Below are 23,232 nucleotides of genomic sequence, written 5' to 3'. Positions count from 1 at the left end.
CAGCTCCTTCCGCTAAGTATTCATTCAGCTTTATGACATTACCTATTCTACGGTAACGCTTTTCGCTAAATTTCTCGGTTTATCGACATCGTTGCCCCGAGCCAAGGCTGCAAAATAAGCAAGCAGCTGCATAGGAATAACGGCGATAGCGGGTGCAAGCAGAGCATCTGTACGAGGCACATAAATCACTTCATCAGCGGCTTTAGCAAGCTCTGTATTTCCTTCGAAAGCGACCGCAATCACATAAGCGCCGCGCGCCTTGACCTCTCGAATATTACTGATGGTTTTCTCAAGCACAACTTCCTGCGTAGCAAGCGCAATGACTGGTGTTCCATCTTCAATTAAAGCTAGTGATCCGTGCTTCAGCTCGCCAGCTGGATAAGCCTCTGAGTGAATGTAGGATATTTCTTTTAATTTAAGCGAGGCTTCCATGGCAACCATGTAATCGAGTCCGCGACCGATGAAATATAGATCATTGTAACTTGCAATTTGTTGAGCTATCTGATCCATTTGTGTCAGTTGCGCAAGCATATTTTGCACTTGATCCGGAAGCTCTTTGATTTGCGCAAGCAGATTCGAGCGTGCAGCGAGGTCCATAGAACCAATGCTTTGACCTATATACAAGGCCAATAAATAGAAGGCTATTAATTGGGAGGTGTAAGCTTTCGTAGAAGCTACCGCGATTTCGGGGCCTGCCCAAGTCATCAATCGATGGTCGGCCTCTCTCGCTACTGAACTGCCAACAACATTGGTAATCGCCAGCACTCGTGCACCACTCAGCTTGGCTTCGCGAATCGCCGCTAACGTATCGGCAGTTTCACCAGATTGACTGACAGCAATGACGAGTGTATGTTCCTGAATAATGGGTTGACGGTAACGATATTCAGAAGCTACATCGACTTCAACCGGGATTCTCGTCAACCGTTCGATAATGGATTTACCGACTAATGCTGCGTGATAGGCGGTTCCACAAGCAACGATATGAATATGTTGAATTTTGCGAACTAGCTCAGGACTCATCATCATATCGGGTAGTGTGATACTGTGGCTTTCCTCGTCGATCCGACCACGAATGGTGTCTCGGTATGCACGAGGCTGCTCCTCAATTTCTTTTAACATAAAATGATCATAACCATTTTTTTCTGCCATCAAAATGTCCCAGTCGATATGAAGCATCTGCTTGGTGATAAAGTTTCCTTCTAATGTCATTAATTCAATGTTTTCTCGTGACAGCACGGCCATTTCCCCATCCTCTAATACATATACATTCCGTGTATATTCCAAGATAGCTGGGATGTCTGAGCCGATAAAATTCTCACCTTCACCTACGCCAATAATCAAAGGACTTGCCAAGCGAGCGGCAATCAACTTGTCCGGCTCATGCTCGGATAACACCACGATAGCATATGCACCATGAATTCGGGCTGCCGCTTGCTGCACCGCTTGGATTAGGTTGTCCGTATAGTAATGCGCTATAAGATGGCTAATGACCTCAGTGTCGGTTTCCGATACGAAGTGGTGACCCAACTGTTCAAGCTCTTCTTTTAGCTGCATGTGATTCTCAATAATACCGTTGTGTACAACGGAAATTTTCTTTTCGTTATCTACATGCGGGTGAGAATTTGTATCTGAAGGCTTGCCGTGCGTTGCCCAACGTGTGTGACCAATACCAGCGGAGCCGATCAATGGAAAATCCGCGAGCCGTGACTCCAACTCGCATACTTTTCCCTTAGCCTTACGAATATGTAGACCCTCATCGGTCTGTACGGCAACTCCCGCAGAGTCATAACCGCGATACTCCAATTTTTTCAAACCTTCCAGCAGTATAAGCTGCGAATCTCTATTTCCTATATATCCGACAATACCACACATGTTTATGTTTCCTCCTCAGATCCTTTTTGGCTGACTTACCCTCTGGTGATCAGCAACAATTACCATTACCCATTATTCTTAATAACGAACACTAGAGAGGATTATAACGTAAATTATCGAAAAATAAAAATGTTTGAACTTGGATTAGTTCGGTTTAAAGAACAATATCCTACTTATTTCGCTGATATACTCCAAATAACACCTCAAATTCGTTCTTTATAACAAAAACGTAGTTCGTTATAATGAATTCCGGAACGGATGGGTTTCTATTCGCTTATCTTTCGCTTTCTTTCGCTTATCTTGAACGAACAAAGGAGAATTCAGTTATGGCGCCTACCAAAGCCGATATTAAGCTTAAAGAAGAGGTGAACAAACCGCTTCTCGGGTTGTTCTTTACGTTAATGCGGCCTAAACAATGGACCAAAAATGTGCTTGTATTCGCAGCATTAATCTTTTCGATTCGAATCGCCAAAGCGGATATGCTGGTACAAGCTTTCACTGGATTTATTTTGTTCTGCCTCGTCTCCAGCTGCGTGTATATCTTGAATGATTATGTGGATCGGGACCGGGATGCCATGCATCCCGAGAAGAAGAACCGACCGTTGGCTTCAGGTGCTTTGAACCCGCAGAAAGCACTAGCGCTCGGTGTTGTTATATTGGCAGCCAGTTTTTTTGCAGCTTTTCGCTTCCATCCTCCATTCGGATTTATATTGCTGCTGTATTTTGTCTTGAATGTTCTATACTCGTTTCGTCTTAAAAATGTAGTTATCCTGGATTTATTGATTGTGGCTTCCGGATTTGTGCTGAGGGCTGTTGGTGGCGGACTTATCATTGGAGTTCCGTTGACACCCTGGTTTCTTATTTGCACGCTGTTGCTCGCGCTTTTCTTGGCGATTAGTAAACGGAGGCATGAATTGGTTTTGCTGAAATCCGATAAAGGCGAACACCGTCAAGTACTGGAGCATTATTCGATGGATTTGCTGAATCAGATGAACGCTATCGTTACGACAGCCACGATCATGAGCTATGCACTTTTTACCTTCACTTCCGGACATACGATCCATCTGATGTGGACGTTGATTTTGGTGCTATATGGTATTTTTCGGTATTTGTATTTGATTCATGTGAAAGGCAGGGGAGGTAAACCGGATAAGCTCCTTTTGGAAGATAAGCATATTTTAGTAACCGTCGTGCTGTATGCGATATCGGTGATGTTTATTTTGATCGTTTTTGATAAATAAACGGCAATGGAGGTACCGAGTATGAATTACATAGTGTTGATAGCCTCCATTGTGTTGGGGGCTGTGGGACAAGTGTTGATGAAGTGGGGGATAGAATCGTTGAAGGTGGGTGACACGACTACAGTAACAGGGTTGGGCTTGCTTCGTGCGTGGCCTGTTGCAGCAGGCTTGGGGAGCTATGCTCTCAGCTCGATATGCTGGCTGCTTGCGTTAAGGAAGTTTCCGTTAAGCACGGCATATCCGATGGTTAGCTTAGGTTATGTCTTCGTGATGCTGATGAGCATCTGGTTGTTTCAAGAAACGATATCGATGCAAAAATGGCTCGGGGCAGCGGTTATTTTGGGTGGTGTTGCATTGATAGCCCGTTCAGGAGGTTGATATTGATGAGTTTAGATGCAGGGTATCTGTATCCGCTTTTACCATTCGCTGCTTGGATATGCTCCGGCACACTGAAATATGTGATAAATCGGATTCGTTATGGTGCTGATGCCAGACAGCATATCGGTAATGGAGGATTTCCTAGTACCCATACCTCGGTGATTTCCTCGATCACATTATTCATCGGCTTTGAGCAGGGCTGGGGTACCCCGTTATTCGGTCTGGCTGCGGCAATTACCTATATTGTGATGATTGATGCTGTTGGCATTCGCCGTGCTGTTGGTGAGAATGCTCGGTGGATTAACACATTAGCGGAAGGAAAGGTACATTTACGGGAAAAGCAGGGGCATACACGCATGGAGAACACGGGAGGTTTGGCGGTTGGATTGCTGCTCGCTTGGGCAGCTTCGAGCTTGCTGTGATTTGAAATCATCTTGTTAAAGACCTGATGTATAAAGCTTCAGCTGTATGAAAGCACCAGATCACGCACATTGGATGTTCAGTATGACAATGACAGGAGATAAAACGGTGAGGTGGAAAGTATATGAAAAATCGGATGGTAGCAATAAGTATGGTTAGCGGAATGACGCTATTGACAGTAACGGCGGGCTCCTTGATCGTGCCTTCGCTGTTATTCATGTTCGGTATTTCTATAACGGGTTTGCACATTTGGCTTGTTGCGGCATTGTCTGTCGGTATGTCGTGGATGGCAGCGAAGATGCTACAGGTGGAGCGTCCAGGTCGTCTGTGTGGGGAAGCGCTGGCTGTTTCTGTTGTACTATTCGCCTTATGCTTTTGGATAAGCGGCAGCTTTTATGATCTATCCTATGATGGGCAAGCTTATCATCAGGAGTCGGTTATTTATCTTGCAAACGGCTGGAACCCTGTGTATGACGAGGCATTGAACGTATCGACCGGACATTCCCTGTGGATCAACCACTATGGTCGGGCATCTGAGATCGCTTCGGCCGTCATCTATACAGCAACCGGATTGATTGAACATAGCAAAGTATTTAACCTCTTGATGATTGTTGCCTCCTTCCTGCTCAGTATGTCAGCGCTGCTTGCGTTGAGACCGGATCAAACTAAACGTGCTGTTATCGTTGCCGCATTGCTTGCGTTGAATCCGGTCAGCGTGTATCAAGTGTTCAGTTATTATGTCGATGGATTGTTAGCTTCGGTTCTTTTATGCTTAGTGGCTTTGGCATGCCTGATCTTTACTAGACCGGGGTGGCTGTTATTGAGCGCTTATTCGGCTCTGATGATTTTTGCAATGAATATTAAGTTTACTGGGATTGCTTATGCAGGTGTGTTGACTATCGGGCTGCTGGTGGCTTTATACATGAGTGAGCAGTTCGGGCGTTTGAAGCAGCTATTTAAAGTTGCGGCAGTAGGCGGACTGCTTGGCGTGTTTCTCATAGGTTATAATCCTTATGTCACCAATACCCTTACGAAGGGGAATCCGCTCTATCCATTGGCGGGTGCTGGGGCGGTTGATGTGGTCGAAGACTTCATTCCGCGAAATCTGGAGTCGATGAATCGTTTCGAGCAGGCCGTGAATTCTTACTTTTCCGTTATGGCGGAAAATACCTTGGAGAAGACGCCTACACAGATCAAGCTGCCTTTTACGTTCTCGAAGCGTGAGTTGGTTGCCTTGAGTGCACCGGACGCGGCAGTCTCGGGCTTTGGTCCGCTATTTAGTGGGGTGCTGCTGCTCTCCCTCGTGCTGCTGGCGCTTGGATATCACTATCGTAAAGGAGCTGCGCTGGCTGCAATTGGGTTGATCGGTATACTGGCTATCTCGGCTTTTGTTAATCCGGTTGCATGGTGGGCCCGCTACGTACCGCAGTTTTGGTTCATTCCACTCATTTGTGTGTGGCTTGGCTTTAGTATAAAAGGTAACCGGGTAGTAGCGGGGGTAAGCTGGCTCTTAATAGCGGTCATTACCATTAATACGGTAATCGTAGGCAGTACCTATACGTATTACCAATATACGTGGAACCAGACGCTTCGCGAGCAGTTAACCACAATTCAGAATACTCAAGAGCCGGTTAAGGCCGATTTTACGTACAGCTGGTCAAATCGGGAAAGACTCACCAAGCTTGGTATCGCATTTGTCGAGGAAAGCCCGCTGCAATGCGAGGACAAGCTGACATTAACGCATTCAGGAACATCGATTTGCAAGCACCCCTAATTTCAAGGTGATGGTATTTGATGGATCAGACTGCTAAGGCTTCAGATTTTTCCAGCCTGTATAATCATGAATGGCTATACCAGCGTATGAGGGATGGCCCTTCAATGCAGCATCCACTAAAGTTAATTGTTTATTCATAGCTGCCCGGCCCTCTTCGTAAAAGGATACAAAAGCTGCCTCCGAAGAAGGATTTGTTTCGACACCGACAAAAACCTTTTTATTCAGACGGTCAGCTAAAGCTACATCTGCAGCGGTAATCTCTATAAGAGCTTGCGCTTGATCCCGGTAGGACATCAGTGTTACTTCATCAAGCAGATTGAATAGCTTCTCATTCAGCCTGAGGCTGCTGTCATCGGGAACCGATATGAGTTGAAGCCAGAAGGGGAGGGCGGCACTGGCGGTTAAAGTGGAGTCTTGTTTGACTTCCTTTGTAAATAATGTCATAGCGTTTATCCAATTGATCACTGTTACATCCCGCTCGTCATGCCATTCCGGTAGTACATAAGGTTCAATATCGACTTGGATTCCGGTAAATCGTTCATCCTTTAGAACACTTGCATTATAGTCCTTTACCCATTTAACCATGTTGAGGATTTGCTGATGTTGATCAGAATGTATCCAATTCGGAGCGCCGTCCAAAGCGTGAATTTGAATCCCTGCTTTTGCTGCTGCTTGGATAAAGGCGCGATAGGTGCTTTTGGCTGCGTCTGGATTCACTTGTAAATAAATGCGGCCGACCGACTGTTCCTTAGCAAATTTGAGGACAGCTTGCCGGTTCTCCAAAGTGCTGATCAATGATGTATCCCACAGCCATGTGGCTTTCATTTGATTGGAACGCAGCGGTGCAGCCTCACACGCCGCAGAGACCACGGATAAGAGCAATACCGTAACAATTACATAATTGATCAGAATACGGGCACTGCTTCGGTTGATGAAATTCAAGCTCATTCTCCTTCGATTCATAGTTGTTCATTTCAATCAGTCAGTTGTATCGAAGCTGACAGGGATCACTCCCATTTCCTATTTTTGGCAACCTGCTCTTATTATAGTTGACTCCGGAAGTGGCTTAAATAGTCCTTGCTGCGTAATTTTCGACAAAATTTTCATGGATCATAAGTCCTGTACACCCTGTCTGTCGCTATGAGGCTTGAACCAAATATTCTTAAACTGCACCCAGTCGAGAGAATCGAGAGTAATCCCTTTGACCGAGGAATGGAAGGCCGTCTTGAGTCTTTTAAAATAAAGCAGCTGGAGCACATGCTCATCATGCAGGCGCCGCTCGATGCTGTGCAGCAGCCCTGCACGCCCGTCGCGCTGCGGCTCGCGGAGCGCGGCACGAATGAACTGCTCAACGGCAGCCTTGCAGGCGGGTTCCAAATGATGCTGCATGCTTTTGTACAAATCAATCAGCCGCAGCTCGGCATCATTATCAAGCATGATGGAGAACAGCAGCAGATCGGCCTGAAGACGCCGATCCCCCTTGAATTCCTCAACCGGAAGCAGTACCACCTCAATGTTTAAGCCTGCCTCACGCAATAGGCTTTGCACAAGCAACGCATCCCGCTCGTAATGGGGGATAGTGCAGAGTACAAGGCGCTCCCCTTCGTATCCCGATTTCTTAATCTTCGCACGTACGTGCTCCAGCTCCGTTTCGATGGGGTGGACAGGTGTATGGCGGATGAAGCTGTCTGCCGCATAGATCGCATCGCCGTCAATGAGGTTCAGCAGCTTGGCTTGATCAAACGCCTCGTATACCGCCTCCCGAATCGCCGGGTCCTTGAGAGGACCCTGCTTCAATAAATTGAAGGTAACGAATTTGCAGGTAGTGCCCTGCTGCTGTACTTGCATATAATCGTTTTCTTTGGAATCCGGCATCCGGTAATTATGAATAATCTGAAAGCTTTCCAATGTTCGAAGCTGATCCTTCTGCTGCTCCTGCATATCGGGTACATGCCACAGCTCGACCCTATCCAGATGCGCTCTCCCCTGAAAATAATCAGGAAAAGCATCGAGAATCGACATCGACGCATCGTGAAAGTTGAGCTTAAACGGCCCGGTACCAATAGGCGCCAGGGCAAAAGCGGATTCTCCTTCCCGATAAGCATTGGAAGGAATAATAGCAGCACGGTTCGTACTCATAAATTGAGGAAACAGCTCATTAGGCTCAGTCAAATGGATCGTTAAGGTCAAAGGATCCATGATTTCGATCCGTTCGATTTGCTGAAACACCCAGCGATATAAGGAACGTGCAGAAGAGAGCTTTAAACGCTCCAGCGTGAATGCAATATCCTCGGCAGCCAGCTCCTTGCCATGATGAAAGCGGACCCCTTTGCGCACATAAAAAGTCCATGCCGTTCTCGTCTTGTTGGCTTCCCATGCATGGGCCAAATGAGGCTCAACCGTTTGCGTCAGCCGATTGTAGCTTACCAAGCTGTCAAACAACTGGTTGACGAGATGCGACTCAGCTGAAAAATTTGTAAAAGCGGGGTCAAGCGATTGGATCGGTTGCGTCAAAGGAAACCGCAGCGTATCAAACCTTTTACTGTCCCGCAGCTCACTGCTATAACCAAAATAGCCGTTTAGCCAGCTGTGAAAGTTCTCCTTCAGTGAATCGGGTATCGAAGAAATATTCATTTGCTCCAAGGCGCCACGAAGGTCTTTGCGCTCGACCAGCTCTTTGGCCAAGAACAGCACGACCTCCTCCACAGGTGTCAGAAACTGTAACAAGGAACGATTGCCGCGACCTTTTCTTGGCGTCCATCGCAGCCAACCCTGCTTGTCCATCTTTTGCATTATCATAGTTACATTCCGATGCGTACAATCCAGAATCGCTGCGATCTCATCGAGCATGATTTCCTGCTCCTGATGCTCTTTAGCATAAGGCAGCTTTTCCCGCAAACGTACATAATGACTTGCCAGTTTCATGCTATCACCTCATCTAAATACAGAGTATCGCCCCGCACTGTGTAGGGCAATTCTTATAGGATTAAGCATAACCTAACCTGAATCGGAAAAACAGGAAAATTACATTTCGAAAGTTGCCCTTTTTATTCCTGTTTTTACGTCTACAATAGAGCTATGCTCACGGACTGGGCTATTAATGGAGGGATAATAATGAAAACCATGAGAACCACAGAAGGCTTTACTTTACACATGCAGTGGATTGAGCAGTTTGTAATGGAAGCAGAGCAAGCCCTGGAATTGGAAAATGTGAGGACGACCGCGCAGACTGTGCTGTTTTATGCAGGTATGCATGTACAAATAGAAAAACAACAAGCCACTTCTCAAGTCCAACAGCTGAATGGTACTCTACAAGCTGTATCGGCGCAGAAAGAAACGATTAACGATTGGCTGCTTGCTCCCGAGGAGGAGGTAGTGAAAGCTGCCTTGGAGATCACGGCGGAATCCTTCCATCCCCTACTGAAATTGTCTCTTAGGACGGTAATAGAAGATGAAGAGAGCTTGCTGACTCTCGAAGAGCGTACGTATATCCATTCATTTGCGAGTAGGTACATCAGCCAGATTAAAGAGAAAGTTAACGGGTTTGGAACCTATTGGCTGCATTAAAATAAATAGTCGGAGGTATAAAGTACATGCTGATATTCGACGAACAACGAAGCAAACAGCAAGCCCTGCTGCTCATAGGCGCTCTCGTCTGCGGTTGTATTCATCATCTCTTGTTTTATGATCAAGAATGGGGCGTTTCTTATCCCTTATTTATCGCTGTTTTTTATATATATTACTACTGGGCTTTGAGAGAGAAAATCGTGCTGCGTCTGGATGCTTCCTTCATGCTGCTTATACCGATAGCTCTGCTCTCATTAACGTATGCGGTATTTTCCAATACTTTGTTCATGGTGCTGAATGCGTTAGCAATTCCTTGCCTAATCTTTGTGCATACGACATGGACGCTGCGGCGGCCTGCTATTCGCTGGTACGATGCGAGTATGGTGGTCGCTGTGCTGGAGCAGCTGCTCGTACATACGATGCGCCATGTACCACGGCCCGCTGTCGTACTGATTCGTTGCATCAAGGACCGAATCCAAACCGGACGCTCGCAGCGAATGTGGAAAATACTCATCGGGATCGTCATTTCCCTGCCGCTTGTTCTGCTTGTCGGAGCGCTGCTGGCTTCAGCGGATACGATGTTTGATCGTCTGCTGTCTCAGCTTCCGGAGCTTCTGGGCGATGTTCATTTAGGTGAAACGATATTCAGGATCATATGGATAGGTTTCATAGCAACCGTGCTGTTCGCTTATATATGGGGCTTATTGTATCCGCTGGAGAAAAGACATAAACCTGAGGTAGAGCTTTGGGGTTACGAGGCTCAAGCATCAGAAGGTAAAGCGGATCTCTCTGAATTTGTTAATCCGTCTTCTGCTAACATACCTGCTGTACCCAGGAAGAAAGTCCGTATGGACGCAACGGTGACGATAACGATGCTGCTGATTTTGAACACCATGTATGTTTTGTTTGCTGTGGTACAGTTTTCTTATTTTTTTGGAGGAGGTGTGACTGCGCTTCCTGCTGAAATGACCTATGCGGACTATGCTCACCGCGGCTTTGCTGAGCTGGTTGTCGTAACGGTCATTAATTTCACGCTGCTCATGATCACATTGCATGGGACGGACCGTTCCGTACGCTCGATGGACATATTCCTGCGGTTGCTGTTGGCTGTACTGATCGGTTGTACTGGCGTTATGCTTTGTTCAGCATTTATGCGGATGTTCATGTATGAGGAAGCTTATGGTTTTTCGGAGACGCGGTTGTTGGTCGATGTATTTATCGTATTCCTGTCTATATTGTTTGCAATTGCATTAGTGAAGCTGTGGAAGGATCGTCTCCAACTGATGAAGCCGTATGCGATTCTGGCGCTGGCCGCGTATTTGATCGTTAATTATATGCAGGTGGATGCCATCGTAGCTTCCAACAATATCAATCGCTTTGAGGCCGTTGGCAGTATCGATACCGATTATCTGAGTTCTCTAAGCTTCGATGCCGTGCCTTATTTAATAGAATTGAAAAAGAAGCACCCCGAACTGGATGGAACGAATAAAGCAATCCAAATGATGAAAAGACGCCTTCCGCTGCACGGAGAGACGTCATGGGTGTCTTTCAATTTATCCGTTTGGAAGGCTGATAGAGCGCTGCAGGGTATCCCATTGGAACCATTGGAAAATTATTCGAGATAGCTGCGGATCGCGGCCGGTATTTCATATAGTGAGGCTAATGTGAAGAAGGCCCCCTGCGGCTCGGTGTCAACATCGACGTTATTATAGATCCATTCCTGAAGGGCTGGCATGAAGATCGTGTTCAGACCTGCTTTTAGAGCGGGAGTAACATCGGTGCGAAGCGAATTGCCAATCATCCAGGTCGATTTGCGATCAAACTGCTTCTCAATAATCAGCTGCTCCAAATATTCGTCCGTTTTGTGGCGGGTGATATGAATATTGTTACCGAAAAAACGTACCAAATCGGCTTCTGTTACTTTGCGCATCTGAATCATTTGGTCGCCGCCTGTATAGAGATGAAGCTCGTGTCCTTCGGATTCCAGCTCGGTTAATGTCTCTTTCATACCTGGATACGGCTCAATGCTGTGACCGTATACGGTCTTGCCGACTTCAGTCAATCGGGCAATTTCGTCGGAATTTTTCGGTCGTCCGGTCAAGTCGGAAAAATAGTCATAAGTTTCAACGAACGATTCGGGAAAATGATTAGGGTCAAAGCCGAGCCGCATCACACGGTCCAGATCAGCCTCCGCCTGTTTTTTTTTGATTTCACTGGTTGGGACATGGTAGGTATGAAAATACATCTCCATTAAATCCGCGAACTGCTCGACGACCAGATCAAAGTATTTATTGCAGTGAATTAATGTATCATCCAGATCAAATAATATCGTTTGCTTTGTCATAGGCTGTCTCCGTTATTTTTTATGCAGATTATATCACGGCTTCAGGGAAAATCCTATCCTCAGTATGTCCTCCTGGAGCGAGTGTCGCAATGATATGTGTTTATTGCTGGCTTGTGCTCTGTGGCGAGCTGGTCAACTTTTGCTGAAGCGAATGCGTCTCCATATAAGAGGTATATACGAGCAGGATGGAGCATAGCCCATAAATGCATCCACAGACAAGGCCAAGGCTTGCCCACCCATTGCCCTTCCAAAGCCCGATGATTAAGGCTGCCAAGCTAATAGTCAGCAAAAGATGGGTCCATTGCTCCCAGCCTTGAAAGGGTTTTGGTTGTAATGGAGATGCTGGCTTGGAAGTCTTGGATGATTGTGCTGCCTCATTGTCCTTGGATGTACTAGCCTTCTCGTCTTCTGGCTGCTTATTCGTCTTTGGCTGTGGAATCGGGTGGCGCAGGGATAACAGCCCAAGCATCACAAATAAGACAGGTTGATAGCTGAGCATAATGACGGGAGAGCTGAAGTTGCCGAAGCTGAAAACCTCTGTGGTGCTTTTAAAAGCGAGCACGGTCGTTATTAGGACTAATAAAGCGATTGGCGTGTTAATCGTGCTGTAATCACGTTGGCTCACCAAGCTGGCAACTCCGATCTGAAAGGCTAAATAAATAATGAGCACGGCACAGGCAGTAACCGGGAACCAAATGCTCAGAATGATCAAATCCATCCGGTCCAGAAAGTCGCTAATATGAATCTGCTGAATCAGACTGTAGTTGGGGTAGACTAGATTTCCAGGGATGGTTGAGCCTAGAACCACAATTTCGAGCAGGATGAACAAACTGATCATGAGAGTCGCCAGAAGGGCACCATGGCGGATGGCTGAGCGGACGTGCTGGGAGCCCCATAATGTGTGCAAAAAGGCGCCCATGACAAAGATATCCCCATACCAGCCAAGCGTCAGCACATTAATAGAAAAAATAGAACTCCAAGAACGGGTGAGTATAGGTTGGACTAACCGCAAGTCCATTTCATTGGAGAGGGCAAGCGGTGTCAGCAGTGTGATCACCACAAAAGCAGGGAAAAACAGATCATTCACTCGGGCCAATACCTCAATACTTGTATTCCCAAATGATATCAGCAGCAGTACCAATAGAAGGATGATGATTTCCCCAGGTGTATTTGGCAGCAGTGTGATCCCGACAAATTTGCCAAACGATGATAAATCACGTGTCAGAATAAGCCACAGGTGAAAGAGCAGCACCAAATTTGCGATGGTTCCGATCACAGAGCCAAAGACGATTTTGTTAATTTCAAATATATGTTTATTGGGAAAACGTTTGACCAGCATACCGAACAAAGCAGCAACCACAAGAGCATACAGCATGGGAATCATGTAAGCCGACCACGCGTCGGAGTGCCCAACCCGGACCAATATTTGCTGGATACTGACGAGTCCGCCTCCTGTTAATATGGCAGCGGTCAACCATGCGAATTGGCGGTAATTAATAATTTGTTTAGAATCCATCAGCTCATCTGCCTTTGTAAATTTCTATTTAAATGTGGCCGCTGGTATTTCGAGCAGAGAGAACACCCAGGGCGATACATGGTTAACAAAAAAACGGGTTGGCATCGGAATCTCAATATGAAGTACGGTACATATAATCAGGCTTGTCGATACGGCGTATGCGATACGGCACAGCCATCTAAGCGTCAATGGCTGCTTACGCATCTTTTTCAGGTTCAACAGCAGATTGGCCATCAGCAAAATAAAAACCACTGTAAGAAACAGGCTATTCATTTGTAAGACGCTCCCTCGTTACATTATCGTAAATAAGCCCCGTATCCACCAGGCTGCTTTGGACCTGAATATCAAATTTGGCGTCCTTCAGTCCTTGAGGCCAGTCATTCTCGAATTGTGACTTCCATGCAGCGGGATACGTTCTCCAAACAGCAGATCCAAACTGACCGGAATCGGCTTTATTTTTGATGGATGCATCGATTAGCTCCTGTAGAGCATGCTTGATGCGCTTGGAGATGTCAGCTTCTACATTGAGACTCTTTTCCGTTTGACTCAGATCATAGTGAGTCGAATCCTCCATGAGCGTAGCTTTTATTTTTACACCTATCTTAAATTGCAGCTGTTGATCGACTAGCAGCGTATCGATAGTCGTTGACGCTTCAAAGATCCGTGCAGACATGAACTGACCATCCCCTGCCTGAAGTGCAATGGAGTGGCTGATCATTTTCTGTCCATTAAGGATACCGAGGCCCAGTGCGGCATCATCCTCCAGCGTGCCGACCATTTTATCTTTACGGAATTGCGCGTAGCCTTTGAGAGAGACCTCCTTGGAAGGTTCAATACCCTTTTCCGAGTTTTTCACATCCATATACACGGCGACAGGATCGGCACCTCGTAAGCTCAAGGCAATCCCAAAATCTTTGAAATTGATATCCATAACAGACTTGGATTTTATCAATTCACGTATAGCCTCGGAGGGGAAATGCTCGAATTTGGGTGTCGACTGCAACATATCGTAAGCTTTTCCCTGAGTGACAACGAGGTAAGTGGTCATCCGGCTCTCCGGGCTTCGCGGGACAGTGTCGAATAGATCGCGGATCCCTTTTCGTGCCATTTCTTCCCCGACTAGAATGGTTCTTCGATGCGCTAAGAACATCCGCCGAGACATCCGTCCTTGTAGCTTCATATGGCATTCACGGTATGTATTGCCGACCTCGGAATCAATGTAGTAGCTCTTGCCACCTCCGGAACCGCCACCTCCGCCACCTCCAGTTGCTCCTCCCATTTGTCCAGGCAGTGGCACCATAACGGTGTAACGCAGTTTGCCGTCCTTCTCCAAATCGATAGCTGAAATCAGGATGAAGGCAACGTCATTTATTTCCGTACGGTCCCAGCAACCCGAAAGTAAGGTCGAAGCAAGCATTAGCAGAAGTAAGATGGTACTACGCTTTCTCATAGCGTATCCTCCTTCTTATCGTGACGGATAGTTTCCCCCTTTTGCCCGCTTTGCTCGATGATTTCTTTAGGCAGCTCGTCTCCCAAACGGACAGAATCCTGAACTGGCATAAAGTTGGGTCGAAGCTTATTAAGCCACATGGGAGGACGAATAGCGGTATCCTTCAAGTCGTTGACGGACAAGGGACCGAGTGGTGACAGATAAGGAATCCCAAACGAGCGCAAATTAGCTGCGTGACCGATAATGATTAGTACCGTTATCAAGATGCCAAACATTCCGAATATGGATGCGGCGATGATGATCGGAAAGCGCAGCATCCGAATCGCAATAGCTCCATTAAAGCGGGGGATTGTGAAAGAAGCGATTCCTGTTAGCGACACCACAATGACCATGGGTGCGGAAACAATCCCCGCTTGCACAGCCGCTTGACCCACGACTAATGCTCCCAAAATACTGACGGCAGAGCCGATGGTTTTGGGAAGTCGGATGCCTGCCTCACGCAGCCCTTCGAATGTGACCTCCATAATTAGCGCCTCCACGACAGCAGGAAACGGGATGGCTTCTCTAGCAGCAGCTACGGACAGAAGTAAGGTAGTTGGCAGCAAATCCTGATGAAATGTGGTGATTGCCACATATAACCCTGGCGTTAATAATGAGAGAAGCATTAATAGATAACGCAGGATTCGAATCAAAGATGAAATCTGGAACCGTTCGTAGTAATCCTCATTCGATTGCAAAATATCGGTAAAGACGAAGGGCACTAACAGAACGAACGGCGTTCCATCGACGATAATACCAACTTTACCTTGCAATAAAGCTGCAGCGACCGTATCTGGGCGTTCCGTATATTGAATCTGAGGAAAAGGAGAAAAAGCTGAATCCTGAATAAATTCTTCGATATAGCCGGATTCAAGTACCGCATCAATATCTATCTTCTCCAGCCTGCGAACCACTTCTTTGACAATCTCTGGATCAGCAATATCGTTCAGATAAGTAATAACAATACTGGTGTTGCTTTCTCTCCCGATTGTCATGGGCTTCATTTTCAAATGTGGAGTTTTCAGCTTGCGCCGGATCATCGACGTATTGGTGCGAATATTTTCCACAAAACCTTCACGAGGACCGCGAATGACGGATTCCGTCTCCGGTTCGTTAATAGAACGCTTCTCCATGCCACGAATACCCATGAGCAGTGCCTGATTGTTACCTTCAACGATCAATCCGGCATCACCGCTCAATATAGAGAGGAGCATATCTGAATAGTTATCTGTTTTCTGTGTTTGGCTAATGGGCAGCGTGGCTTCAACGATGGCATCGATCAACTGCTCCCGTCCTTCAAGGATCATGAGCGATTTCATAGCCTCATTGGCAAATTGGGTATTGACCATGCCATCCACGAAAACAATAATTGCCGCGATGCCGCCTTCAATAGTGAACTCCCGAACGACAAAATCCGAGCAGTCCTCGAACAAATGCGTCAAATAGTTTTTATTTTCCTCAAGCGTTACGAAGATGGGTACAGATTTTAACTCGTCAATAAATTGATAATCGAAACGTTGCAGCTTGTCTTCCTGTTGTTTGTTGGACTTGCTTTCTTTACGCCTACGTAACATGGTGACGACCTCCTTGAGTTTCCTATGCTGCCAGCTATTGGCGGAGCGTCTCCCGTGTAGGTTGCCTTAAATTGAAAATTTTATGTCTGTTCCCCTGAAAAATTTGATCTAACTTCTCTGCGCCCCTTGATCCTGTTGTATAGCGCCTTCACGATAGGTCAAAGCTAGAGGACGAAAGATAAAGGCTGATTACATGAGTAAAAGGGGGGCGATACAATGGCATGGCTGGTGACGGCACTATTGATATTTATTATTCAAATATTAGCCATATTGTTGATGGAGTACCGTAAACCCGCCAAGACCGTCGCATGGCTATTTATTTTGTTTGTGTTCCCCATCATCGGATTTATTATGTATTATTTTTTGGCTACAGAATATTCACGAAGACAAAAGGTTCGGCAGCATGAGCATAATTACGAAACTTTACTGGCTACAGCAGGTTATGAAGATTCGTCATCTGCTGTAGCGATAAATAACAGGAAACACGAGCCTATTCCACAGGTAAAGCCTGATGTGCTGTCTACGACGGCACGTTTGGATGAACTGCTCGACCAAATAACGGATGCTCCGCGTTCAAGCAATAACATAGTCAAGGTTCTGACTAATGCAGACGAAGCCTATCCAGCGATGCTGGAGGCAATAGAAGGTGCAAAGCGGCATATCCATCTTGAAATCTATACCTTCCGAAACGATGCTATAGGTCTGACCTTTCTGGAGCTATTGACTCGAAAAGCGAGGCAAGGTGTTCATGTGCGCTGTATATTTGACGGGGTTGGCAGTTATCAGTTGAAGCATCGGTTTATCGATCAGCTGCGCCAGAGCGGGGTGGAGGTTTATTTCTTTCTGAAGCCTTTGATTGCTTTCTTCGATAAACGGATGAACTACCGTAATCATCGCAGAATACTGGTCATTGATGGATACAAGGGTTATGTGGGAGGGCTTAACATTGGGGCGGAGTATATGGGTGGTAACCCAAAGCTCGGTTTTTGGAGAGACACACATGTAGAGCTTGTTGGCTCTGTTGTACATACCCTGCAGTCTATTTTTTTGAAGGATTGGATGTTTGTGAGCGGTAAGCATGTGGTGGATGTTAACGATATTAATAAAGTTAATGAGGGCTTGTACCCCGATCTTCAGATATGTGGAAGTAGCTCTGTTCAGATCATAAGCAGTGGTCCGGACACGGAGCAGCAGCATATTTTACAGCTGTATTTTGGAGCCATTACTTGTGCGAAGCAACGGATTATTCTGGTTACTCCCTATTTTATACCGGATCCGAGTTTGCGAATGGCTTTGAAAACAGCAGCGATCAGCGGTCTGGATGTGAAAATTATATATCCGTTGAAATCGGATTCCCCTGCTGTTAACTATGCGGCCAACTCCTATTTCGGGGAACTGCTGGAGGCGGGAGTCCGGATCTACGTGTACCAAAAAGGTTTTTTGCATGCCAAAATTTTGATCATTGATGACAACTTTGCTTCTGTTGGCAGTGCCAACGTAGATCTCCGCAGCTTTTACAGCAATTTTGAATTAAATGCTTTATTATTCGACAAAAAGACGATTGGCCGCCTTGAAGCTGATTGTGACGCAGACTTACGGAACAGCACCGAGTTGGTACTAGAGGACTTCCAACGTCGTTCCCGCTGGCATCGAACTAAAGAAATCGCAGCCCGATTGCTCTCACCGCTTTTTTAAGGGCGTTGTCCGTGGCGAAATGAATGGTAGCAGGAGTTGAATGGACATGCTAAAAAGAGCGTGTTCAAGCAGTTGGATCGATGCGGCACGCTGTATGGCAGTGTGGTTTCTTCCATCCACATTGAAGCTGGGTAGTCCATCAGAAACGTAAACTCCAGGGAGGTTAACCAATGAGCAATTCCTATTCAGAAACGAACGAATCCGAAGCAAAAAAACCGAACAATGAAATCACAAAGGCACGAACCGAAGCTGACGCTTCATCAATGAGCTCAGCCTCACCAGGTACAAGCGTAGATGCTCAGGGCCGTGAGGATTATTTCATGGATATCGATCGGATGGTCAACGAGGGATTAGGCGGTGGTAATGTCACATTGAGCAACGGTCACATTGGAGAATCGACTACGGATACGATGACGTATCTTGAATCTGTCCTTAATCATAAAGAAGAGACGAGTTAAGCCTTATTAGGTATATTCATATCCGTATTCAACCCAACAGAACTTCTCCACAAGAATCGGGCGCGTCCGCGTCAGCGCTCGTCCGTCCGGGACGAAATCGCTTCGAACACATTACGATCATCACTCACTACACGGGAATCGAAGTAGCCATGCTCTCTGTGTCCCTCCCTTTATGGGGAGGGGCACACCTCTTTGTTGCCACCTTTGATGGAGAGGGATATAATAGGGGGAAACCTATACGGAGGCGGCTAAACGTTGAGTTCTTTGGACGAATTTGCACTTATAAGGCGTTTGACAGAAGGAAAACAGTCGGCTGCTTTTCAGCAGGCTAGCGGGGTCGATAAAGGTATCGGAGACGATGCGGCAGTCGCGTATTTAGCTCCCGGATGCCAGCTTGTAATGACCTGCGATACGATGACTGAATCCATTCATTTTCAACCGAATACGATGCGTGACAGCGATGTGGGCTATAAAGCCATGGCTGCAGCGATTAGCGATATAGGGGCAATGGGGGCGATACCGCGCTATGCGCTGGTTGCACTCAGCATACCACAGGAAACGCCACTGCATAAATTGGAAGCTATTTATCAAGGTCTATATGAATGTGCCAATCGTTGGAGTGTCGTCATTGTCGGGGGTGACACAACCTCATGTATCGGTGGGCTGACTCTGACTGTTACCGTGATCGGTGAAGTTTCCGAGGGTCAGGCATTGCTCCGCTCATCGGCCAAAACAGGTGATGTTTTGTTCGCAACAGGCGAACTTGGCTGCTCTGCCGCGGGTCTGGATTACCTGCTGCAGCAAGCACTGCCATTTGAACAGTGGCCTAATATTGACAAGGACTCAGCAGAAGCTCGTTTGATAGCGGCTCATTGCCGGCCTGAGCCTCAGATTGAAATAGGGCAGCTCTTGCAGCAGTCTAAAGTTTGTGGGGCTTTGAACGATGTGAGCGATGGACTTGCCAGCGAGGCTTGGGAAATTGCCCAGGCATCCGGTGTGGGGATCGACTTGATTGAGGATCGCATTCCGATTGCGGATGAGCTGATGGCTTATGCCGAGAAAGCAGAAAAAGATCCGCTCCATTATATTCTTTACGGCGGTGAAGACTACAAGCTTATCGGTACGATGCAGGCTGAGCATGCAATTGAAATGCAAATTAAATTCAGGGAAGCCGGGCATTCGCTATATATTATCGGCTATGTGAATGCGGAAGATAGCGGAGTGCGTCTTGTGCAAAGCAGCGGATATGTCGTTCCGATTGAGAAAAAAGGCTACAATCATTTTCGAAAGGATTGACCTTGTATGCCATCAACGCGCTCTTATTCCTATCAATCAGTTGGTCTCGAGCAAACCGTATATCTTGCGGATTCTCTTACATCCTGCTTTATACCCGGCACTGTAGTTACACTCGACGGTGATCTGGGTGCAGGCAAAACCGCATTCGCTCAAGCGGTCGCCAAAGCTCTTGGCGTACATGGTATTGTGAACAGCCCTACTTTTACTATTATAAAAGAATACGAAGGGGAGAAGCTCCCCTTTTATCATATGGATGTATACCGTCTTTCAATAGAGGAGGCGGATGATCTCGGATTGGACGAGTATTTCTATGGATCGGGCGTAACATTGATAGAATGGTCTTCTCTCATAGAGGAGCTGTTGCCTGTAGATCGTTTGTCCGTAACCATCGAGAATTGTGGAGACCAGACCCGCTTATTCAGGCTGAACCCACACGGGGATTCCTATGAACAATGGTGCGAACAGCTTAAGGAGAACGGAGTTTTAATATGAATAACGATCAAACCATCTTACAAGGCACTTTGCTTGCCATAGATACTTCCACGAGTTCAATGTCAGTTGCATTAACGAACGGCGGTGAGCTGCTGGGCGAACTGAATTCAAATGCAGAACGCAATCATTCGATACATTTGCTTCCTCATATTCAGCAGGTGCTTGCATCTGCAGGACTTCATTCTCGTGATGTGGATGCGTTCGCGGTTGGAGTCGGGCCCGGATCTTACACAGGTGTAAGAATAGGAGTTACCGTAGCTAAAACCTTAGCATGGACACATCATAAGGTGTTGCTAGCCGTATCGAGTCTGGAAGCTTTGGCATTAGGCGGCGTCCATACGATGATGGAGTCTCAGTCCAACACGGTAAAGGTTCATACTTTGGGAGCATCAGCACTTGCCCAATTAGATGAGCTTCAGGAAACTGTCTGGGTGGTTCCGATGTTTGAGGCTCGGAGAGGTCAGGCTTTTACAGCTCTTTATGAGGCTGCGAACCATAAATGGAGCTGCTTGGCGACCGATGGCATTCGTCTTATGTCTAACTGGTCGGACGAGCTGCTGGAGAGAGCAATGGATATGAATGGGATGGCTGAGCGACCGGATCGTATTATTTTTACAGGTGAGACCGGATTGCATGAAGCAACCATTAAGCAATTTTGTGAAAGCTGGTCGGGCAGAGCAGAGATCGTTCATCATGAAATGAGAGCCCGTTATACGGCTGATTTGGGGCGACAACATTGGAAAAACGGACATATCCAGGAGCCGCATGGCTTAATTCCCAATTACACGCAGCTGACAGAAGCTGAGGTCAAATGGCAAGCTCAAGCACAGGAGGGGAAATAATAAGTGAATCATAACGAATCCGCAGATGCCCCCAGAAACCTAGAGTTTCGCTCCATGTGCCTTGAGGATATCCCGACTATTTGTGAGATCGAGCAGGAAGCCTTCACAACACCTTGGACTTCTGCTGCTTTTTATAATGAATTAACGAACAATCAATTTGCCCGTTATATGGTGATGGATTCAGATGAAGGTGTGCTTGGTTATGGCGGGATGTGGATCATTATCGATGAGGCGCACATTACGAATATCGCAGTCCGTAAAAATCACAGAGGCAAAAAGCTTGGTGAAAGACTGCTGATGGAGATGCAAAAAACAGCTGTTTTTTTGGGAGCTGCGCGTATGACGCTGGAGGTAAGACCCTCTAACCGCATAGCCCAAGGACTATACGAAAAGCTCGGATTTTACGGAGTAGGTGTACGACGAGGGTACTACACAGATAATCAAGAAGATGCAATCATCATGTGGGCGGATTTGCCTGATTCCAAGCGCATGTCAAATAACATACAGGGGAATTAAAATGAATAGCAACGATATGCAAGCAAATCAGTCCTCTTCCGATTCGAACAAACCCATATATATTTTAGCCATAGAGACGAGCTGCGATGAAACCTCGGTAGCTATTGTCGAGAACGGTACGGTTATTAAGGCTAATATTGTTTCCAGTCAAATCGAAACCCATGAGCGCTTTGGCGGCGTTGTGCCTGAGCTGGCATCACGCAAGCATGTGGAAAGCATAACTTGGATCATTGAAGAAGCTTTTGAAAAGTCAGGTGTAGCGCCGAGCGAGCTTTCGGCGATTGCTGTTACGCAGGGACCCGGGCTTATTGGAGCTTTATTAGTTGGCGTGGTGGCTGCCAAAGCTTTGGCCTATGCATTAGAGCTCCCTTTAATTGCTGTTCATCATATTGCCGGTCATATTTATGCCAATCAGCTTGTTCATGAGCTGCGGTACCCATTGGTCTCGCTCGTTGTATCGGGTGGACATACGGAGCTTGTCTACATTGAGGCTGAGGGAAGCTTCAAGATTATAGGTCAAACGCGTGATGATGCTGCTGGTGAAGCGTACGATAAAGTGGCGCGAGCTTTAAAGCTTCCTTACCCCGGTGGTCCATATATAGACCGTCTTGCCGAGGAAGATGGCGAGGCGCTGCCTCTTCCTCGCGCCTGGCTCGAGCCGGATTCTTACGATTTTAGTTTCAGCGGATTAAAATCAGCTGTATTGGCAGCATTAAATCAGGCTAATATGAAAGGATTGCCGCTGGATCCTCGATCTGTCGCCAAAGGCTTTCAGGCATCGGTTGTTGAGGTTCTGGTAGAAAAAGCACTGCGTGCCGTCAAGGCGTACGGTGCTAAGCAGCTGTTGTTAGCAGGAGGAGTAGCAGCCAATCAAGGACTGCGGCAGCAGCTGGCTGTGCGTTGTGCGGAAGCGAACGTGCCGTTGCTTACACCGCCACTTGGCTTATGTACGGATAACGCGGCTATGATTGGAGCTGCTGCATTCTTGAAGTTTCAGCGTGGTCAGTTTACATCATTGGATTTCAAAGCTGAGCCTTTGCTTAGTCTTGAAGAGTGGTCCGTATAATTTGCGTCTTCGAGCCGTCCTGCTTATGAGTAGGGCGGCTTTTTTGCAGTCTAAATCTGGTTTTTCTTGATCGCCAAAATTAAAATGAAATTAGTGCTTGCATTCTGTATCGGGATTTGTTATATTACTTCTTGTCGCTTCTGAGGCAGTCGAAATTTGGAAGCTTTGAAGAAGACGAAAATGTTCATAAAATCAAAAGTGTTAAAAAATAATGCTTGCAATTGATTGAATGAATGTGGTATATTGATCAGGTCGCTTTTGACAGGTTGTCGAAAATGATCGAAAAATATAAATGATTGTCCTTTGAAAACTGAATCAACGAGTGAGTAAAATAGCAGTACAAGAGAATGCGAATTCTCGCCAGCAAGACGAATGAGTGCAATTCAAGTTCTACCTTAATGGAGAGTTTGATCCTGGCTCAGGACGAACGCTGGCGGCGTGCCTAATACATGCAAGTCGAGCGGATTGTTCCTTCGGGAACAGTTAGCGGCGGACGGGTGAGTAACACGTAGGCAACCTGCCTACAGGATCGGGATAACTACCGGAAACGGTAGCTAAGACCGGATAAGTGATTTTGACGCATGTTGAGATCAAGAAACACGGAGCAATCTGTGACCTGTAGATGGGCCTGCGGCGCATTAGCTAGTTGGTGAGGTAACGGCTCACCAAGGCGACGATGCGTAGCCGACCTG

21 protein-coding genes and 1 rRNA gene are annotated in these 23,232 nt (G+C 46.7%); 14 read left to right on the top strand and 8 right to left on the bottom strand.

Annotation, left to right across the window (positions count from 1 at the left end; all coding sequences use genetic code 11):
* Positions 1-42: 42 nt before the first annotated feature.
* Positions 43-1,872 carry a glutamine--fructose-6-phosphate transaminase (isomerizing) gene (gene glmS, locus BM210_RS19710; protein WP_091172555.1) on the bottom strand — a complete coding sequence of 610 codons (1,830 nt, stop codon included), beginning with the start codon at positions 1,870-1,872 and terminating at the stop codon, positions 43-45.
* A 326-nt stretch (positions 1,873-2,198) separates the two neighbouring features.
* Between glmS and BM210_RS19705 the strand changes: the two genes are divergently transcribed.
* The 4 genes from BM210_RS19705 to BM210_RS19690 all read left to right on the top strand — a co-directional run bounded on the left by BM210_RS19705 (position 2,199) and on the right by BM210_RS19690 (position 5,685).
* Entirely contained in the window at positions 2,199-3,113 is a 915-nt protein-coding gene (locus tag BM210_RS19705) for a decaprenyl-phosphate phosphoribosyltransferase (protein ID WP_091172553.1), read from the top strand.
* Between the two features lie 21 nt (positions 3,114-3,134).
* The gene (locus BM210_RS19700; protein ID WP_177237903.1) at positions 3,135-3,491 is read left to right on the top strand and encodes an SMR family transporter; all 357 of its coding nucleotides are present in this window, start codon (positions 3,135-3,137) and stop codon (positions 3,489-3,491) included.
* 5 nt (positions 3,492-3,496) lie between these two features.
* Positions 3,497-3,913, top strand: coding sequence for a divergent PAP2 family protein (locus BM210_RS19695; protein ID WP_091172550.1), 417 nt, complete (start codon positions 3,497-3,499; stop codon positions 3,911-3,913).
* 122 nt (positions 3,914-4,035) lie between these two features.
* A complete protein-coding gene (locus BM210_RS19690) occupies positions 4,036-5,685 on the top strand; it encodes a hypothetical protein (protein ID WP_091172549.1) in 1,650 nt (549 codons plus the stop codon).
* A gap of 33 nt (positions 5,686-5,718) precedes the next feature.
* On the opposite strand, the gene BM210_RS19685 is transcribed toward BM210_RS19690, so the two are convergent.
* Together BM210_RS19685 and BM210_RS19680 are read right to left on the bottom strand one after the other, a co-directional pair.
* Entirely contained in the window at positions 5,719-6,627 is a 909-nt protein-coding gene (locus BM210_RS19685; protein WP_091172547.1) for a hypothetical protein, read from the bottom strand.
* Positions 6,628-6,795: 168 nt separating this feature from the next.
* Positions 6,796-8,610 (bottom strand): ABC transporter substrate-binding protein, encoded by a 1,815-nt coding sequence (locus BM210_RS19680; RefSeq protein WP_091172545.1) that lies wholly within the window; start codon positions 8,608-8,610, stop codon positions 6,796-6,798.
* Positions 8,611-8,799: 189 nt separating this feature from the next.
* On the opposite strand from BM210_RS19680, the gene BM210_RS19675 reads away from it, so the two are divergent.
* Together BM210_RS19675 and BM210_RS19670 are read left to right on the top strand one after the other, a co-directional pair.
* The gene (locus BM210_RS19675; protein ID WP_091172544.1) at positions 8,800-9,252 is read left to right on the top strand and encodes a hypothetical protein; all 453 of its coding nucleotides are present in this window, start codon (positions 8,800-8,802) and stop codon (positions 9,250-9,252) included.
* Positions 9,253-9,278: 26 nt separating this feature from the next.
* Positions 9,279-10,877, top strand: coding sequence for a DUF4153 domain-containing protein (locus tag BM210_RS19670; RefSeq protein WP_091172542.1), 1,599 nt, complete (start codon positions 9,279-9,281; stop codon positions 10,875-10,877).
* On the opposite strand, the gene BM210_RS19665 is transcribed toward BM210_RS19670, so the two are convergent.
* From BM210_RS19665 to BM210_RS19645, 5 genes are all read right to left on the bottom strand, one after another.
* Positions 10,865-11,596: an HAD family hydrolase gene (locus BM210_RS19665; protein ID WP_091172541.1), complete on the bottom strand. Its 732-nt coding sequence runs from the start codon at positions 11,594-11,596 to the stop codon at positions 10,865-10,867. The two genes, BM210_RS19670 and BM210_RS19665, sit on opposite strands and share 13 nt — an antisense overlap.
* 100 nt (positions 11,597-11,696) lie before the next feature.
* Positions 11,697-13,112, bottom strand: coding sequence for a GerAB/ArcD/ProY family transporter (locus BM210_RS19660; RefSeq protein ID WP_091172539.1), 1,416 nt, complete (start codon positions 13,110-13,112; stop codon positions 11,697-11,699).
* Between the two features lie 24 nt (positions 13,113-13,136).
* A complete protein-coding gene (locus BM210_RS19655; protein WP_091172537.1) occupies positions 13,137-13,385 on the bottom strand; it encodes a hypothetical protein in 249 nt (82 codons plus the stop codon).
* Positions 13,378-14,562, bottom strand: a complete 1,185-nt coding sequence (locus BM210_RS19650; protein WP_091172536.1) for a Ger(x)C family spore germination protein — start codon at positions 14,560-14,562, stop codon at positions 13,378-13,380. The genes BM210_RS19655 and BM210_RS19650 overlap by 8 nt, the downstream gene beginning before the upstream one ends.
* Positions 14,559-16,175 carry a spore germination protein gene (locus BM210_RS19645; protein WP_091172534.1) on the bottom strand — a complete coding sequence of 539 codons (1,617 nt, stop codon included), beginning with the start codon at positions 16,173-16,175 and terminating at the stop codon, positions 14,559-14,561. Before BM210_RS19645 ends, BM210_RS19650 begins: the two co-directional genes overlap by 4 nt.
* Positions 16,176-16,391: 216 nt before the next feature.
* On the opposite strand from BM210_RS19645, the gene cls reads away from it, so the two are divergent.
* The 8 genes from cls to BM210_RS19605 all read left to right on the top strand — a co-directional run.
* Positions 16,392-17,870 carry a cardiolipin synthase gene (cls, locus tag BM210_RS19640; RefSeq protein WP_091172533.1) on the top strand — a complete coding sequence of 493 codons (1,479 nt, stop codon included), beginning with the start codon at positions 16,392-16,394 and terminating at the stop codon, positions 17,868-17,870.
* Positions 17,871-18,040: 170 nt separating this feature from the next.
* On the top strand, positions 18,041-18,328 hold the full coding sequence (locus BM210_RS19635; RefSeq protein WP_256223836.1) for a hypothetical protein: 288 nt from the start codon (positions 18,041-18,043) through the stop codon (positions 18,326-18,328).
* 255 nt (positions 18,329-18,583) lie between these two features.
* Complete coding sequence (thiL, locus tag BM210_RS19630; protein WP_091172531.1) at positions 18,584-19,624, top strand: thiamine-phosphate kinase; 1,041 nt, start codon at positions 18,584-18,586, stop codon at positions 19,622-19,624.
* A gap of 6 nt (positions 19,625-19,630) precedes the next feature.
* Positions 19,631-20,116, top strand: a complete 486-nt coding sequence (gene tsaE, locus BM210_RS19625; protein WP_091172530.1) for a tRNA (adenosine(37)-N6)-threonylcarbamoyltransferase complex ATPase subunit type 1 TsaE — start codon at positions 19,631-19,633, stop codon at positions 20,114-20,116.
* Positions 20,113-20,958 carry a tRNA (adenosine(37)-N6)-threonylcarbamoyltransferase complex dimerization subunit type 1 TsaB gene (gene tsaB / locus BM210_RS19620; RefSeq protein WP_091172528.1) on the top strand — a complete coding sequence of 282 codons (846 nt, stop codon included), beginning with the start codon at positions 20,113-20,115 and terminating at the stop codon, positions 20,956-20,958. The genes tsaE and tsaB overlap by 4 nt, the downstream gene beginning before the upstream one ends.
* Before the next feature lie 3 nt (positions 20,959-20,961).
* A complete protein-coding gene (rimI, locus tag BM210_RS19615) occupies positions 20,962-21,474 on the top strand; it encodes a ribosomal protein S18-alanine N-acetyltransferase (RefSeq protein ID WP_371263505.1) in 513 nt (170 codons plus the stop codon).
* Between the two features lies 1 nt (position 21,475).
* Positions 21,476-22,540, top strand: coding sequence for a tRNA (adenosine(37)-N6)-threonylcarbamoyltransferase complex transferase subunit TsaD (gene tsaD, locus BM210_RS19610; RefSeq protein ID WP_256223835.1), 1,065 nt, complete (start codon positions 21,476-21,478; stop codon positions 22,538-22,540).
* A 395-nt stretch (positions 22,541-22,935) separates the two neighbouring features.
* Positions 22,936-23,232 (top strand): 16S ribosomal RNA (locus BM210_RS19605); the annotation flags it as partial.

The sequence above is a fragment of the Paenibacillus sp. 1_12 genome, from assembly GCF_900114475.1.
Lineage (GTDB): Bacteria > Bacillota > Bacilli > Paenibacillales > NBRC-103111 > Paenibacillus_S.
This window is presented reverse-complemented; position numbering and strand designations above follow the sequence as displayed.

Excerpts from the sequence above, each read along its gene's own strand:
- glmS (WP_091172555.1), bottom strand. The coding sequence starts at position 1,872 with ATGTGTGGTATTGTCGGATATATAGGAAATAGAGATTCGCAGCTTATA.
- BM210_RS19705 (WP_091172553.1), top strand. The coding sequence starts at position 2,199 with ATGGCGCCTACCAAAGCCGATATTAAGCTTAAAGAAGAGGTGAACAAA.
- BM210_RS19700 (WP_177237903.1), top strand. The coding sequence starts at position 3,135 with ATGAATTACATAGTGTTGATAGCCTCCATTGTGTTGGGGGCTGTGGGA.
- BM210_RS19695 (WP_091172550.1), top strand. The coding sequence starts at position 3,497 with ATGAGTTTAGATGCAGGGTATCTGTATCCGCTTTTACCATTCGCTGCT.
- BM210_RS19690 (WP_091172549.1), top strand. The coding sequence starts at position 4,036 with ATGAAAAATCGGATGGTAGCAATAAGTATGGTTAGCGGAATGACGCTA.
- BM210_RS19680 (WP_091172545.1), bottom strand. The coding sequence starts at position 8,610 with ATGAAACTGGCAAGTCATTATGTACGTTTGCGGGAAAAGCTGCCTTAT.
- BM210_RS19675 (WP_091172544.1), top strand. The coding sequence starts at position 8,800 with ATGAAAACCATGAGAACCACAGAAGGCTTTACTTTACACATGCAGTGG.
- BM210_RS19670 (WP_091172542.1), top strand. The coding sequence starts at position 9,279 with ATGCTGATATTCGACGAACAACGAAGCAAACAGCAAGCCCTGCTGCTC.
- BM210_RS19665 (WP_091172541.1), bottom strand. The coding sequence starts at position 11,596 with ATGACAAAGCAAACGATATTATTTGATCTGGATGATACATTAATTCAC.
- BM210_RS19660 (WP_091172539.1), bottom strand. The coding sequence starts at position 13,112 with ATGGATTCTAAACAAATTATTAATTACCGCCAATTCGCATGGTTGACC.
- BM210_RS19655 (WP_091172537.1), bottom strand. The coding sequence starts at position 13,385 with ATGAATAGCCTGTTTCTTACAGTGGTTTTTATTTTGCTGATGGCCAAT.
- BM210_RS19650 (WP_091172536.1), bottom strand. The coding sequence starts at position 14,562 with ATGAGAAAGCGTAGTACCATCTTACTTCTGCTAATGCTTGCTTCGACC.
- BM210_RS19645 (WP_091172534.1), bottom strand. The coding sequence starts at position 16,175 with ATGTTACGTAGGCGTAAAGAAAGCAAGTCCAACAAACAACAGGAAGAC.
- cls (WP_091172533.1), top strand. The coding sequence starts at position 16,392 with ATGGCATGGCTGGTGACGGCACTATTGATATTTATTATTCAAATATTA.
- BM210_RS19635 (WP_256223836.1), top strand. The coding sequence starts at position 18,041 with ATGAGCAATTCCTATTCAGAAACGAACGAATCCGAAGCAAAAAAACCG.
- tsaE (WP_091172530.1), top strand. The coding sequence starts at position 19,631 with ATGCCATCAACGCGCTCTTATTCCTATCAATCAGTTGGTCTCGAGCAA.
- tsaB (WP_091172528.1), top strand. The coding sequence starts at position 20,113 with ATGAATAACGATCAAACCATCTTACAAGGCACTTTGCTTGCCATAGAT.
- tsaD (WP_256223835.1), top strand. The coding sequence starts at position 21,476 with ATGAATAGCAACGATATGCAAGCAAATCAGTCCTCTTCCGATTCGAAC.